Raw genomic sequence first — 13,652 nt, 5'->3', positions numbered from 1 at the left:
CATGAGCGCCCAAGGTGGCTCCGCCAGAACAAAGGCGGCTTCGGGTAACGGACAGCAACCGAAGCGGCCCGCAGAGAAAGAGACCTTCGACGAAAGCCGGGACACCTCGCCCGCGCAGGGCAGGCCCTTCCCGGCCAAAGACGACTCCAAGCCCGCGCCGCCACCTCCGCAGCCGCAGGCGCCGAAGCAGCCGGAGGGCAACGACACGGTCCGCATCCGCCCGTCGCTGGCCACGGAGGCTCCGCCGCCGCCCGCGGTCGAACGGCCCAAGAAGAAGGCGAGCGGCGCGGGGGCGCGGCTCCCCCGCAAGGCCCACCTGGTCCTGCGGCGCATCGAACCATGGTCGGCCATGAAGTTCAGCTTCGTGGTTTCCCTGGTCTGCTTCGTGGTGCTGTTCGTGGCGGTGGCCGTGCTCTACGGCGTGCTGTCCGCCCTGGGGGTGTTCGACTCGATCGTCGACCTGGTCAACCAGCTCGGCCAGGGCGAGCAGGGCCAGAACTCGATCCCGATCGACATCGCGTCCTGGTTCGAGCCCGTACGCATCCTCGGCTACACCGCCCTGATCGGAGCGGTCAACGTCGTGCTCATCACGGCCCTGGCCACGCTCGGGGCGGTCATCTACAACGTCGCCTCCGACCTGGTCGGGGGCGTCGAGGTGACCTTCAGCGAGGCCGAATAGCCCGTGGGCTCGCGCCGTGCCCTTCGCCGGCACGGCGCGAGCAGCACGCCGGACACGGTAAGCTCTTCTCGACCGAACAACCGGTTCGCCTCCGATCGCCGGATGCGATAACGTTCGGTGTGCGCGGGGCTATAGCTCAGACGGTTAGAGCGCTTCCCTGATAAGGAAGAGGTCCCAGGTTCAAGTCCTGGTAGCCCCACCCAGCTCGAAGGCCATTTCCGTAAATCGGAAGTGGTCTTTTTGATCTTCTGAGTGACTATCGCCGCAGGTCTCTACGCGCGAGCAAGCAGCTATCGGGGGCGGGGGAAGAGTGGCCGTGGGATGCGACGACCACAGGATGTGGCACGGCGACGGGGCGGCACCCGGGGCAATCCCAATCGCCGTGCCCGTCTACCGGGCTCGGCCGGATAGCAGTGCCGCCCATATCGCGCGAGCTTCAACGGTTGAGCACTGGTGGGTCTCGTGAACCACGTCCCCGGTTTCTGCCTGCAGGGTGCGACGGATGCGGGTCTGACCGCCGCCCTCACACAGCTCGTAGAACACAGCCCGGCAAGCGCACGTCCACGCCACGACGCGGGGGCGCTTTACAGCAGCACATGGTTCCAGCCACGTGAGTCGGACGTGATCCCGTTGGGTCATGGGTACATGTGGACTCAGGCAGCCTTCACCAGCCGTCATGACATGCCTGCTGCCACGATGCTTGGCGCTCGGCGGAGTTCGGCGTACCGAGCAGCGATCCTGTGAGCCCGACTGGAGAACCAGGTGCAGTGCGCGTTCCGTCTCACGAAGCCGTACCAGGACGTAGCCGAGCCGGTAGGCGCTCACGGCGGCGAGGAGAGGCCTGTCCGCTTCCTGCGCGGCGGCCAGCGAGCGGTCAGCAGCCACCCAGGCGAGTTCCGCCTCTCCCACGCGGCGCAGGGTCGTGGTGGCGGAGTGGTAGGTCAGCGAGCGAAGAGTCTGGTACGCCCGGCGCTGAGCGGCGGGGGCATGGCGGCTCCCCAGTTCGGTAGCCACGATCAGGCGAGGCAATCGCCGGCCGACCTCGTCGTTATGGGTTGCCTGGTAGAGCCGGTTCACACGGCGGATCTCATGCCGCAGCCACACGACGCTCTCCGGGGAACCCTGCGTATGGCGGGGATCGATCATTGAGGAGAGGCCGTCATAGCCCATCATCGCCTGCCGGATAGCCGATGCTGCCTGGTAGCGCGTCATCGCGTTCGTCTACTTCACGGTGAGTTCGTCCACGGGCAGGCCGAGGATGTCAGCGAGGGTGTTGATCACGGTGTGGTTGTCCACAGCACGTTGCCCGCGTTCCACCTGGCTCAGCCAGCTCTCTGAACGGCCGACGAGACCGGACAGGACCGCCTGGGACAGTCCACGGCGACGGCGTGCCCGAGCGATCCGCTGGCCGATCTCCCCGCGGGCGTCCATGCCATCACTCCTGTGTCAGTCGTACCCTGACAACGGTGTGTAGTTCCTGCATGATGCGTTCCCAGGATGGCATGCGGGACTCCTGCGGGGCGGTGGGATCGAACAGGACCTGCACGCCCATCTCTCGAAGCGTGTCCAGGCTCCGCTGGAAGGCGACGTGCCGGGCGAGCGCGTCCTTCAGTAGCGGTACGGCCAAGATCGGGACGCCGAGCCCCACCACCTCGCACAGCAGGCCGACGGCGAAGGTGTCGGCGATGCCGTTCGCCCACTTGTTGATCGTGTTGAACGTCGCAGGAGCGACGATCACGGCGTCGGCGGGAGGGAGGCCCTTGGGGTCCTGCGGCATGCGGTACGTGCTGCGGACCAGGTCGCCGGTCAGACGCTCCAGCTCTGCGACGTTGAGGAAGCGTTCGCCCATCGGCGTGGTTACCACGTGCACCCGCCACCCGGCCGCCTGAGCCATGGGGACCAGATGATGGAGATCGGCGGCGGCAGGTGCGGCGCACGCGATCACATAAAGAACGCCGGGCGTGTCCTCGTGGGACTCCATGCGCGTGATCCTATGAAACAAGTGCGATGGCCGTTGAGGTTCGATTGTGGGGAGGAGACACCCTGACAGGTTGCGACGCCGCTCAGTTGCATGAATCGATCCCCTCTCTGCGTTGCACAGCGACCAGCACCCGCGGCAGCAGCCGGTCATGCGACAAGACGTTGCCCTTCCCGTCAGCAGACCGGCAGGATGAGGGCGGAGGGCCGGCTGGGGTCGTGATGAATTTGCTGGTCGGCCGCGCGCATCGCGCTCGCGGTGGCGGGCGGCTCTCCGGTGCCGGGATTGCGGTCCCAGCGCGGATACGCAGCGCTCGCGACCTGTACCCGAATGCGGTGGCCGCGCTTGAACCGGTGGGCGACGGGCGCCAGCTCGATCTCGACCCTTCCGTCGATCGGCCGGTCGGCGGCGAACCTGCGCAGCGCGTCGGAGACATGGGTGATCGTGCCTGAGGGCGCCACGTCGCTGACGCGCACGTAGAAGTCGGTGTGCGCGAGGCTGGAGGTCACGTGCAGCTCGGCGGCGGGGACACCGATGACCTCCAGATCGGCCGGCAGTGGCTCGCCGGTGTAGGTCAGGACGTCGTCGCGCCCGGTTAGCACGCTCTCACCGGTCTTGCGCGAGATGCCGATCATGCGGGAGATCCCGGTGACCGCCGGGGTCGGGTCGGCGGGGTCGAAACGGTAGCGGTCGGGCGCGGAGTCGGCTGGCAGATCGCCTCCCAGAACGCCGTTCACGTGCAGGTACAGACTCTGCGGTCGTACCTCGGAGGGCGGATAGACCGGCAGGTCGCGCCACTCCTCGGCGCCTCTGACGTAGATGCGCACCGGTGCCGTGCGCAGCCCGTTCTGGTCTTCCAGCAGGTGTGCGCGGAGCCAGGTGATGCTCTCCCGTAGGGCGGTCATCGACAGTTCGGCGTCCCAGTGCTGCCACGGCCCGATGGTGAGATACGGCTCGTGCCCCGCCTTGCGCAGCGTCTGGTAGTCGCGGACCAGGCCGGGTAGCGCGATGTCGTCCCAGCCGCTGACCAGGTGGTTGGGGGCGGTCACCGCCGGCACCATCTGGCTGTGGTCGCCGGGCGACCACCACGGGTCGTCGGCGTCGGGATGCGCGAGCCAGTCCCGCCAGTGCGGTGCCACGGCGCCGATGGCGATGGTGTCGGCCTCGGTGAGCGGGAGGAGGCGAGCGGCCCGGCCTCGCTTCTTGCCGCCTAACGCCACGGCGGACAGGTAGACGGGTAGCGGCTTCTCCTGGTTGGCGACCATGCTGATCCAGCCGAGAAAGAGCTCAAGTGCCAGTGCGCCGCCCGGGTAGACCAGGTCGTAGGCGTTGGACCCGATCAGCGAGGTGCTCATGGCCCGCAGCTCAGGCCCGGCCCCGGCGGCGATCGCCCATTGTGTGTAGCCGTTGTAACTCTGTCCCAGAGTGCCCAGTTCGCCGGTGAACCACGGCTGCCGGCGCAGCCACTCCAGGACGGCCAGGCCGTCGTCGCGCTCGGAGATGAACGGGGTGAGCGTCCCTCCGGATCCGCAGGTCCCCCGGCCGCTGACGACCACGACGTGGAAGCCGCGTTCGGCGACCAGGCGGCTTACCATGGCGCCCTTGGTCCTGTCGGTGTACACCGAGCGGATCAGCACGGTCGGCCGCTTCCCCAGCCCCTGGGGGGCGTAGTGATCGGCCAGCAGCACGACGCCGTCCGGCATCGGGACACGCAGGTCCTTCTCGATGGCCACGTTCTCGGTCTCGGCCGGAGCCAGTTTCGCCCTACTGGCCAGCACCCTGGCGGCGATGCCCATGACAGATGTTCCCTTCTTGGCAAAGCGCGGCGCTCACCGCGCGCCGCGTTGTGGCCTGCGTTCGTCACGCACGGCGTCCCACGCGTCGAGGGCGCGCTCGTCGGCGAACACACCGCGGGTGAAGATCTCGATGCCGGCGCGGGAGAAGCGCAGCAACGTCCGCATGTCGTGCACGTCCGCCACGCCGATCGAGCGCGCCAGATGTTCACCGAACGCCAGCGGAGCCAGGAGCCACGTCACGTACATCGCGGCCCGTGCGGGCGGGTCGTCGCTGGGTTGCACCCAGCCCTCGCGCACGCCCTGCTCCAGCCATTGGCGGGTGGAGGCGACGATCTCGTCGAACAGCGCCGCCGCCTCCGGGGTGCTGTCCAGGAACGCCCGTCCCAGGTAGCGGCGTACCGCCGTACCCGCTTCCAGCATGGCGGCCAGCCCTGCCGCGTCGCCCAGGTCGGCGTCCGGAGCATCGCGCACCAGCGAGATCACGTAGTCGTCGCACGCCTGGCGCAGGCCGTCCTTGGTGCCGAAGTGATGCAGCACCAATGCGTGCGAGACGCCGGCCCGCTGGGCCACCGCGCGAAGACTCACCCTGCCGACTCCTTCGGCGCCGAACAACTCGAGCGCCGCGTTCCTGATCCGGGCTCGTGCGGTCAAATCATCCTCGGCTGATCGCATGGACAGTATGTTAACCATTTGGTCAATGGAAGGGAAGTCGGCCCTGCCACAGCGGCCTGAGCGATCTTGTCCGGGCTGCCGGTGGGGAGATCGTGGCGGCCGCCGCCAGCAACTGGGCCACCCTGGGCGACCCGGACACGCTCGCGGCGCTCGAGTCCGATCCTGACCGGTGGGCGCGCTTCCTGGAGCATGAGATCGCCGCCTGTCAGGAGCCCGGCGTCGTGGACGGCGGCACCCACATCCTGTTCGCCTGCACTGCCCGATGAGTTTGGGCGCTGCGGGGGGTCGGTATCGGTGACACATCGACCATGCCTCTGGAGGACGACATGGCGCAGTACCTTTTCGCCGGCATCCCCGTCACCGACTACGCGGCGGCGTTGCCGTGGTACGAGCGGCTCTTTGGCGGGCAGCCCTCGTTCCTGCCGAACGACATCGAGGCGGTCTGGGAGACGGCCGAGAACCGCTACATCTACATCATCCAGGACCCGGAGCGGGCGGGGAACGCGTTGGTGCTGCAGTTCGTCGACGACCTGGAGGGGCGGGTCGCCGAGATCGCCCGGCGGGGCATCGAGCCGGCCGGGCGTGAGACGTACGACGGCGTGACCAAGGTGATCTACCGCGACGCGGAGGGCAACGAGATCAGCTTCGGCGGCGGCCCGGTCTGAGGTTCCCAGGCTGCGCGGGCTGTGTCAGCCGCGGGAGTCGCCGCCGTGCTCGATCAGGTACTGCTCCTCCAGGCCGGCCGCGTCTTCGCCCTCGGCTTCGTAGAGGCTGGTGGACCAGGGGATCGCACACGGTGGACGGTGGCCGGGATCGGGGCACAGCAGGCGCTGCACCTGGTCCTTGATCTCCTGTGCCTGCTCCTCGGTGGCGTACATCTCCACGTGCAGGTCCCACCGGGTTCTGTCGTCTGCCATGCACCTATCATCGCGGGCGGTCGGGAGTGTCCGGTTCGTGGCTCGCGCGCCGGTTACGGACACTCCCGCCTGCTCCGCCAGGATCACCTGGCGACTAGCACCGGTCCTTGACGTTGATGGTGACGGGGTTGGACTGGGTCTGCGTACCGTCCGAGGCCGTTAACCACGACTCGTACGCCCCGGCCGGGAGCGGCGGGATCGTCAGCCAGATCCAGCCGTTGATCGTCGTGGACCCGTCCTCGGGGTCGGTGTAGTTGGATCCGGGCGGGATGGGCGAACCCTCGCTGGTCGAACCCGCGGGCAGGTTCTTCATCCCCATCTGGATGGTCTTCGTCCAGCTTCCGACGACTGCGGCAATGAGGTAGGTGCTGCGGTCGTGGTTGGTTTGCACGCATATCTGCTGGTGGGAGTGCATGAGCTCCCACGTGCTCGCCGAGGCCGGTGTGGTGCCGGACAGTGCCAGTGCCGCGCCGGCCGTCACGCCGAGCGCCAGCCTGGCGGATCTCCTGATCGTTCGCACGGCTGCCTCCTTGGTGTCTCTGCTTCGGACGTTCCTGCCTGTTTAAATTTAAACTTGTCAAGAATCAAGGAAAAGGCCCATGCCGCCTGACGTCTGGTGCAGGGCGGCTGCGTCGAGTCGTCGTGATCGTCTGGTGGTGGCGTCGGCCCTGTGGTTGCCGAGAGCCGCGGGTGGGGTTGTGGACGTGCTGTCATTGCTCGGTACGAGCCTTGGCGAGCACGACGATTGTGAGATGGAGTCGGCAGGTGTGTCGGTGATGAACTCCGTCATCGCCGGTTGGGGCGGGCCTCAGATCCGCAGCGCTCCCGTGGACCGGTAACGCACCTTCACCCAAGCAACCGCCTCTGACGGAGGTCTGGCGGACAGGCTTCTCTCGAACGCTCCCGCCGGTCTCGCTCTCGACGGCAGGATCCTCTCCTCCTAGCTGCCCCAGCGTGAAATACCGCTGACGGAGTTGCGTGACCTCCTGATCTCTCCCAGAGTCCCTGTCACCACCCGCGATGGCGTCTGGCCGGAGCTCGTAAACCGAGCCTGGTGGGAGGGCCCTCAGTGGCGTGGGACCGGCTCGGCGCGCTGCCCGGCGGCCTGCCCCCTCCCCCCGACCCGCAGCAGGCCGCCCTGGGTGTGGCGTTCGGGCTGGGCGCCGGCGATCCACCAAGCAGCGGCGCGCACAACTGGTGCAGCCCGGCGTATACGAACTTCATCTCGGACTTTACGCCGGGCTGCTCGTCGTCGTTCAGCCACGGAATGTCGTTCGTCACAGCAACAGGGGACAGCGTAGCAGGGAAGGTGACACATCATGTATGGTCCATGTCATGTAGGTGACGCGTCACGTACATTGTGGCGTGGTCTGATGTGAGGAGTACCGACGTGAGCAGCACCCCGACGACGACCGTGCTCGCCGCAGGCGTCTCACCAGAGACACTCCGGAAGATCGAGACAGGCCGCGTGGCCACCCCCTCGGTCCCGACCATCGCCGCCGTCGCCCGCCTGATCCGCGCGGCCGGGTACGCACCGGTCCGCATCGGCGGCATCGACCAGTCCATCCGCCTGGAGATCTTCGGCGACCTCCACGAGGTCACCCTCGGCAGGACTCTCACCGAGGACGAGGCGCGCCGACTTGTCTGAAGCAGCCACCGGCGACAACCCCTGACCAGCATGGCCACCGAGAAGCATCACCCATGAGAGAAGAGGACGACATGGCTACAAATGAACTGCCCGCGCCGGTGAAGCTCGGTGAGCGCGTGACCTACGACGTGCCCGTCGAGCGTGTCGCCCGCGCGACGCTCACCCGGTCCGAGCAGGGCAACCTGCAGGACGTCCACCTGCTCTACCAGCTCGACGCCGCCTACCGGCGTGCCGCGGCCGACGACTCGATCTCCGTGCTCGTGCTCGCGGCAGAAGGGGACGACTTCTCGATCGGGCACGACGTAGAGGCCCTGTTCAGCACCGACGGGATGGACCAGGTGACGTTGGAGGGCGGTCTCGGCCTCGGCGGCGTCGAGGGTGACATGGCCTGGGAGAACGAGGTGTTCATCCAACTGCACTGGCGCTGGCGCAACTTCCCCAAGCCCGTGATCGCCGCTGTGCAGGGACGGGTCCTGGCCGGCGGCATGATGATCATGTGGCCTGCCGACCTGATTGTGGCCAGCGAGGAAACGCGCTTCGCCGACCCGGTCACGGCGTTCGGCATCGGCCAGGTCGAGCTGTTCATGCACCCGTGGGAGTTCGGCGCCCGCAAGGCGAAGGAACTGCTGTTCACCGGTGACGTCATCACCGCGTCCGAGGCGAAGGACCTCGGCATGGTCAGTCGGGTCGTCCCGCGCGCGGAGCTGGAAACGGCCGCGCTGGAGCTCGCGCGGCGGATCGCGACCCGCCCGACCGTCGGGCTGAAGATGGCGAAGAAGGCCGTGAACCAGACCCTCGACATCCAAGGCCAGTGGAACGCGGTGCAGGCAGCGTTCCACCTCCACACGCTCGGGCACGCGCACAGCCGCATCAAGCACAACGGCGCCTACATCGACCCCGCCGGGTTCGGCCTGACGCGCGAGCTCTGGGGGCTGCCCGACACCGACGTGTGACAGCAGGCGTCATAAGCCTGCCTGCACGGACGTCATCGCGCGAGGGCCTTCCATCACCCACGACGAGTCGGCCCTCGCGCACCCACGACGCACCAGAAGGAAACCAACATGAGTATCACTGCCAGCAACGCTGCGACCAAGGCGCAGCCGTCCCCGTTCGAGATCGGCTTCATGACGTTCGTCGAGATCACCGAGGACCCGCACACCGGCGTGCTCCCGTCACCGCACCAGCGGGCGCGGGAGACCATCGAGCAGGCCCGGCTCGCCGACCAGGTCGGCCTCGATCTGTTCGCCGTCGGGGAGCACCACCGCACCGACTTCGTCGGCTCGGCCCCGCCGATGGTCCTGGCCGCAGCCGCCGAGGCGACCGAGAAGATCCGCCTGACCAGCTCGGTCACAGTACTCAGCTCCGAGGACCCGGTCCGCGTGTGGGAGCAGTTCGCCACGCTCGACCAGTTCTCCGGCGGCCGGGCAGAGATCATCGCCGGCCGCGGCTCGTACACGGAGTCGTTCCCGCTGTTCGGCTATGACCTGACCGACTACGCCGACCTGTTCCGCGAGAAGCTCGACCTCCTGCTCAAGATCCGCGCCCAGAACCCCATCACCTGGAACGGGCGGTTCCGCCCGGCGCTGGACAACGCCGACATTGGCCCACGCGCGCTCCAGGAGAAGCTGCCGATATGGGTGGGCGTGGGCGGCACCCTGGCGTCCGCGATCAGCACCGGGCGCCTCGGGCTGCCCATGGCCATGGCCCTTCTGCTCGGGCCCATCACGTTCCACGAGCAGACGATCGATATGTACCGCGCCGCCGCCCAGCAGGCCGGGCACGAGCCTTCTGCACTGCGCACCAGCATCAACCTGCACGGGTATGTCGGCCGCACCAGCCAACTCGCACGCGACATCATGTACCCGTACTTCGCCCAGGGCATGATGGACAACAACCACCAGCGCGGCAGTGGGTTCCGGATGCCCCGGGCCGCGTTCGACGCCCAGACCGCTCCGAACGCCGGCCTCGTCGTCGGGAGCCCGCAAGAGGCGATCGACAAGCTGCTCGCCTACCACGAGATCTACGGCCTGGACCGCGCCCTCATCCAGATGGGCTTCGGCGGCATGCCGCAGAAGGACGTGCTCGACGCCATCGAACTCCTCGGCACCGAGGTGGCTCCCGTGGTGCGCCGCGAGGTCGCCGCAAGAAAGGAGAAGGTGGCGTGACCGCCCTACCCGACGCACCCGTCATCGTCAACGCCACCCCCGCCGACGGCACACCTGACCGCACGCTGCGGGTCGTGGTCGTCAACGGCAGCCCAAGCGAGAAGTCCAAGACCATGGGCCTGGTCGACGTCGTCCTCCAAAGCCTGAGCAGCACGCTCGCCCCCACGGGCGTCGCGGTCCACCAGACCCGGATCGACGTCTACCGGCTCGGCCCCGCGTTCACCGGAGCCGTCGAACGAGAGCAGATTGCACCCGAGGTCGAGGCCGTACTCCGCCAGGCCGAGGAGGCCGACCTGCTGATCGCGGCCACCCCGGTGTTCCGCGGTTCGTACACCGGCCTGTTCAAGCACTTCTTCGACCTGATCGACCAGTACGCGCTCGCGAACAAGCTGGTCTTCCTGGCCGCCACCGGCGGCGGCGACCACCACGCACTCGTCCTGGAACACGCACTGCGACCCCTGTTCGGATTCTTCCAGGCGATGACCGTCCCGGTAGCCGTCTTCGCTTCGTCGGGCGACTTCGACGGCACCACCCTGCTCAACCCCCGCGTCTACGGACGCATCGAGATGGCGATCACCGACGTGCTCGACCTGCTCAGCACCTCACAGACCAGGGGCTGACCACACGCCGACGGACGCCCTCTCGCCACACGGCAACGCCTGGCCCCTTCCCCCGCTGTCCATCTCCCTGCGCCCACCCGATAAATCCACATATACGTGGGCGGCGACAGCGATTCGGCCTGCGCCGGGCGGCACGGGTGGGCGACGGCTGGATCGGCAACCGCATCTACACCGAGGACCGGCTTGAACTGGTCTTCGGCGCCCTGCGCCACCACCTCTCCGCCAACGGCAGGACCATGGAGGGTTTCGACGTTGATCCGGGGCGGGGCGGTGCTGTCGATGGACCCGAAAGTGGGCAACTTCGAGGTCGCCGACGTCCTGGTCGAGGGCACGAAGATCGTCGAGGTGAAACCCGGCATCCCCGCTTCCGGCGCGGACGTGATCGACGCGCGCGGGCGCATTGTCATGCCGGGCTTCGTCGACACGCACCACCATATGTTCGAGACGGCAGAGCGTGCGTTTCTCGCCAATGGCCTGCTCCAAGACGATGAATCAGGCTCGCCAAGCGCGAACCCGAACTACACCGATCACGTCCTGTACGGGTTCGCGCGGGCCTACCGGCCGCAGGATGTGTACATCAACGAACTGTTCGCGGGACTCTCGCAGCTTGACGCGGGCGTCACCTTGACGCTCGACGTGTCGCAGATCCACCATTCCCCGGAACACTCCGACGCGGCGGTCAAGGCGCTGATGGACACGGGACGGCGGACCGCGTTCGGCTATTTCGAGGGCGACGGCCGTGTGGGAGCCGAGTACCCAGAGGACGCCCGCCGCATCAGGGAACAGTGGTTCTCCTCGGACGACCAGCTGGTGACCATGATCATGGGCGGCGAGGTCCACCTCGGCCAGGAGGTGTACACCCGATCCTGGCGGATCGCCCGCGAACTGGGCCTGAGGATCGCCGCGCACTCGGTCGGCGCGTGGGGGATGCGGCCGACACTCGACGCCATCGCCCAGGGCACCGGAGGGGTCGAGCTGGGGCCGGACAACCTCTTCATCCACATGACCGGCATGTCCGACGAGACCTGGAAGGTGTTCAGGGACTCCGGTGCGCAGGTTTCGATCGCCTTCCCCATCGAGATGGTCATGCGGCACGGCACCCCGCCGATTCTCAAGATGCAGGAGCTCGGCATGGAGCCTTCGCTGAGCTCCGACGTCGAGACGACGATGGCCGCGGACGCGTTCACGCTGATGCGCTCGGCGATGACCATGCAGCGCATGCTCGTCAACCAGCTGGTCCTGGACCAGGGCGACCCCGTGCCGCCCAACAACTGGCCGAAGCCGGCCGAAGGCACGCCCGAACTCCTCACCGTCCGCGACGTGCTGCGTTACGCGACCATCAACGGCGCCAGGCACCTGGGGCTCGACGGCAGGACCGGCTCGCTCACGCCGGGCAAGCAGGCCGACATCCTCCTTCTCGACGCGACCGCGCTCAACGTGGCCCCGCTCAACAGTGTGCCGGGAGCAATCGTGTCGCTGATGGACCGTACCAACGTCGAGACCGTGATCGTCGCCGGCAAGGTCCGCAAGTGGCGGGGGCGCCTGCTCGACGTGGATCTCGGCCGGCTGCGGCGGGAGCTCGAAGCTTCGCGTGACCATCTGTTCAAGGCGAGGGGCTTCAGGCAGGACCTGTTCGCGTACAGCTGAGCTTGAGCACGTGATCTCCGCCCCGGCGTCGTCCTGGACGATCCCGGTGGGCACCGTGGAGTGACAGCCAGTACCTCCACTGACGCGTCTCGGAGTAGCCGGAGTACACATAAACCGGAGTACCGCGTTGGGCGACAAGGCCGGCTCCGGCTACACCGATCGATGGATCACTTTCCATCTGGCAGGAGACGCCTGAAACGCCCGAAGATCGGCCAACTGGTGTTGGAGTGCCAGTTCGAAACGGCTGACGCAGGTACGGGGCCATCGTCGTGACCCTGGCCAGCAGTGCCACCCACGAGAACTTCGCCTCGGTGGACGAAACCTCGCGCCTCGTCATAGCTGCGGAGCCTGCCGTTGGATGCGACGTAGTTGAGTCACAGAAAGCGCTGGTGGTTGTGCCATGCGACGTCTGCCGCCAAGTCGGGCAGGAGCGCCCCAAGGCCCACCGCCTGTTGACGGACGGCCATGCGGTGAACGTATCCGGCGGTCCCCCCGATGTCCGTCCAGAGAGGACTCGACCAGTCAAGGGTGAGCGTGCCGACGGCCGTGGCGCCCAGGCGGGCGAGCCAGGTCTCCCCCCGCTCGATCGCGCGGATGCCGCCGGGCATGGAGTAGCAGCGCACGCACGTACTCCTCGATCGCCTTCAGATCCCGGCTGCTCGCGCCTTCTCGTACACCTCGGCGGCGACGTCCTTGAACTCCTGGGCGTCGCGCGGACCCACCTGAAGGTCGATGAGGATCTCCTCGAAGCCGATCCCGGCGTGCGCGGCCAGGTCTTCGACGATCTGCTCGGTGTTGCCCTGGAACAGGGCACGGTCGGGGCCCTCGTACGGCTTAGGCGTGTAGTCGGCATTCGCCCGCAGCACCGTCTGGATCGGCCTGGTGCGTCCGCGCTCAGCCGCCAATTCCCGCAGGTCGCGCCACTGGGCAGCGGTCTGCTCGACACCCATGGCCAGCGGGAGCCAGCCGTCGGCGTGGTCGACGAGGCGGCGCTGGGCCTGCTTGTGCCGCCGGCCAGCAGGATCGGGACCGGCCGGGCGGGCTTGGGACCGATCACGGCGGACGCGATCCGGGTGGTCTCGCCGTCGTACGTCACCGGGTCGGGGCCCCACACCGCCCGGCAGACGTTGATCACCTCGTCCAACGCCTTGCCGCGCTCTTCATAGGGCCGGACGCCCGCGGCTGCGTACTCGTCGAGCGACCAGCCCGAGCCGAAGCCTGCGTTCGTAGGCCCACAGGCTCTGGTATCCGATCTGCTCGGCGGTGCGAGCCACGTCGGGCACGTTCTTGCCGGCGTACTGGCGGTTCTGAGGCAGGCCAAGTCCGAGTGCGGTTGCCATGATCTGTCAGTTCCTCACGTGGTTCTGTGCGCTGTCGCTGTCTGGTCGGGCGGATGACGACTTCGTTGGCGTCTACGTCGGGTGGTTGCTCGACGGCGTAGGCGACGGCGGCCGCGATCGCGTCGGCGGAGATGGGCGCCACCCGGAAGGCGCGGATGGCCTCCCGGGTGTCCGGCTCGGTGATCGAGTC

General features: G+C 67.7%; 18 protein-coding genes and 1 tRNA gene. 9 read left to right on the top strand and 10 right to left on the bottom strand.

Translation table 11 applies throughout. The features are described from left to right. The first annotated feature begins 1 nt into the window (after nt 1). Nucleotides 2–679 (top strand): DUF3566 domain-containing protein, encoded by a 678-nt coding sequence (locus ABGA98_RS36045; RefSeq protein ID WP_347622922.1) that lies wholly within the window; start codon nt 2–4, stop codon nt 677–679. A gap of 125 nt (nt 680–804) precedes the next feature. Continuing rightward, a tRNA-Ile gene (locus ABGA98_RS36040) sits at nt 805–878 on the top strand. A gap of 191 nt (nt 879–1,069) precedes the next feature. On the opposite strand, the gene ABGA98_RS36035 is transcribed toward ABGA98_RS36040, so the two are convergent. From ABGA98_RS36035 to ABGA98_RS36015, 5 genes are all read right to left on the bottom strand, one after another. Beyond that, the gene (locus tag ABGA98_RS36035; protein WP_347622921.1) at nt 1,070–1,891 is read right to left on the bottom strand and encodes a hypothetical protein; all 822 of its coding nucleotides are present in this window, start codon (nt 1,889–1,891) and stop codon (nt 1,070–1,072) included. A gap of 9 nt (nt 1,892–1,900) precedes the next feature. Continuing rightward, complete coding sequence (locus tag ABGA98_RS36030) at nt 1,901–2,110, bottom strand: helix-turn-helix transcriptional regulator (RefSeq protein ID WP_347622920.1); 210 nt, start codon at nt 2,108–2,110, stop codon at nt 1,901–1,903. A 4-nt stretch (nt 2,111–2,114) separates the two neighbouring features. Continuing rightward, nucleotides 2,115–2,660, bottom strand: a complete 546-nt coding sequence (locus tag ABGA98_RS36025; RefSeq protein ID WP_347622919.1) for a flavoprotein — start codon at nt 2,658–2,660, stop codon at nt 2,115–2,117. Between the two features lie 173 nt (nt 2,661–2,833). Beyond that, nucleotides 2,834–4,453, bottom strand: a complete 1,620-nt coding sequence (locus tag ABGA98_RS36020; RefSeq protein WP_347622918.1) for a CocE/NonD family hydrolase — start codon at nt 4,451–4,453, stop codon at nt 2,834–2,836. A 33-nt stretch (nt 4,454–4,486) separates the two neighbouring features. After that, nucleotides 4,487–5,125 carry a TetR family transcriptional regulator gene (locus tag ABGA98_RS36015; RefSeq protein WP_347622917.1) on the bottom strand — a complete coding sequence of 213 codons (639 nt, stop codon included), beginning with the start codon at nt 5,123–5,125 and terminating at the stop codon, nt 4,487–4,489. 92 nt (nt 5,126–5,217) lie between these two features. On the opposite strand from ABGA98_RS36015, the gene ABGA98_RS36010 reads away from it, so the two are divergent. Then, on the top strand, nt 5,218–5,391 hold the full coding sequence (locus ABGA98_RS36010) for a hypothetical protein (protein WP_347622916.1): 174 nt from the start codon (nt 5,218–5,220) through the stop codon (nt 5,389–5,391). 60 nt (nt 5,392–5,451) lie between these two features. Then, nucleotides 5,452–5,790 carry a VOC family protein gene (locus tag ABGA98_RS36005; protein ID WP_347622915.1) on the top strand — a complete coding sequence of 113 codons (339 nt, stop codon included), beginning with the start codon at nt 5,452–5,454 and terminating at the stop codon, nt 5,788–5,790. A 24-nt stretch (nt 5,791–5,814) separates the two neighbouring features. Here ABGA98_RS36005 and ABGA98_RS36000 read toward each other — a convergent pair whose 3' ends face one another. Continuing rightward, the gene (locus ABGA98_RS36000) at nt 5,815–6,042 is read right to left on the bottom strand and encodes a hypothetical protein (RefSeq protein WP_347622914.1); all 228 of its coding nucleotides are present in this window, start codon (nt 6,040–6,042) and stop codon (nt 5,815–5,817) included. A 94-nt stretch (nt 6,043–6,136) separates the two neighbouring features. Continuing rightward, entirely contained in the window at nt 6,137–6,562 is a 426-nt protein-coding gene (locus ABGA98_RS35995; RefSeq protein ID WP_347622913.1) for a DUF5980 family protein, read from the bottom strand. An 870-nt stretch (nt 6,563–7,432) separates the two neighbouring features. Between ABGA98_RS35995 and ABGA98_RS35990 the strand changes: the two genes are divergently transcribed. The 5 genes from ABGA98_RS35990 to ABGA98_RS35970 all read left to right on the top strand — a co-directional run bounded on the left by ABGA98_RS35990 (nt 7,433) and on the right by ABGA98_RS35970 (nt 12,122). Continuing rightward, a complete protein-coding gene (locus tag ABGA98_RS35990) occupies nt 7,433–7,690 on the top strand; it encodes a helix-turn-helix transcriptional regulator (protein ID WP_347622912.1) in 258 nt (85 codons plus the stop codon). Between the two features lie 71 nt (nt 7,691–7,761). Next, nucleotides 7,762–8,643 (top strand): enoyl-CoA hydratase, encoded by an 882-nt coding sequence (locus ABGA98_RS35985; RefSeq protein WP_347622911.1) that lies wholly within the window; start codon nt 7,762–7,764, stop codon nt 8,641–8,643. 108 nt (nt 8,644–8,751) lie between these two features. Next, nucleotides 8,752–9,855 carry an LLM class flavin-dependent oxidoreductase gene (locus tag ABGA98_RS35980; protein ID WP_347622909.1) on the top strand — a complete coding sequence of 368 codons (1,104 nt, stop codon included), beginning with the start codon at nt 8,752–8,754 and terminating at the stop codon, nt 9,853–9,855. Then, complete coding sequence (locus tag ABGA98_RS35975) at nt 9,852–10,475, top strand: NAD(P)H-dependent oxidoreductase (protein WP_347622908.1); 624 nt, start codon at nt 9,852–9,854, stop codon at nt 10,473–10,475. Before ABGA98_RS35980 ends, ABGA98_RS35975 begins: the two co-directional genes overlap by 4 nt. A 279-nt stretch (nt 10,476–10,754) precedes the next feature. Then, complete coding sequence (locus tag ABGA98_RS35970; protein ID WP_347622907.1) at nt 10,755–12,122, top strand: amidohydrolase family protein; 1,368 nt, start codon at nt 10,755–10,757, stop codon at nt 12,120–12,122. Nucleotides 12,123–12,496: 374 nt separating this feature from the next. On the opposite strand, the gene ABGA98_RS35965 is transcribed toward ABGA98_RS35970, so the two are convergent. The 3 genes from ABGA98_RS35965 to ABGA98_RS35955 all read right to left on the bottom strand — a co-directional run bounded on the left by ABGA98_RS35965 (nt 12,497) and on the right by ABGA98_RS35955 (nt 13,462). Next, the gene (locus ABGA98_RS35965) at nt 12,497–12,745 is read right to left on the bottom strand and encodes a hypothetical protein (protein ID WP_347622906.1); all 249 of its coding nucleotides are present in this window, start codon (nt 12,743–12,745) and stop codon (nt 12,497–12,499) included. Between the two features lie 21 nt (nt 12,746–12,766). After that, nucleotides 12,767–13,072 carry a hypothetical protein gene (locus ABGA98_RS35960; RefSeq protein ID WP_347622905.1) on the bottom strand — a complete coding sequence of 102 codons (306 nt, stop codon included), beginning with the start codon at nt 13,070–13,072 and terminating at the stop codon, nt 12,767–12,769. 210 nt (nt 13,073–13,282) lie between these two features. After that, on the bottom strand, nt 13,283–13,462 hold the full coding sequence (locus ABGA98_RS35955) for a hypothetical protein (protein WP_347623135.1): 180 nt from the start codon (nt 13,460–13,462) through the stop codon (nt 13,283–13,285). Nucleotides 13,463–13,652: the final 190 nt, after the last annotated feature.

The sequence above is a fragment of the Nonomuraea sp. B1E8 genome, assembly GCF_039871515.1.
Lineage (GTDB): Bacteria > Actinomycetota > Actinomycetes > Streptosporangiales > Streptosporangiaceae > Nonomuraea.
Note: the sequence above shows the minus strand (reverse complement) of the source record. Positions and strands in the feature narration are given on the sequence as shown.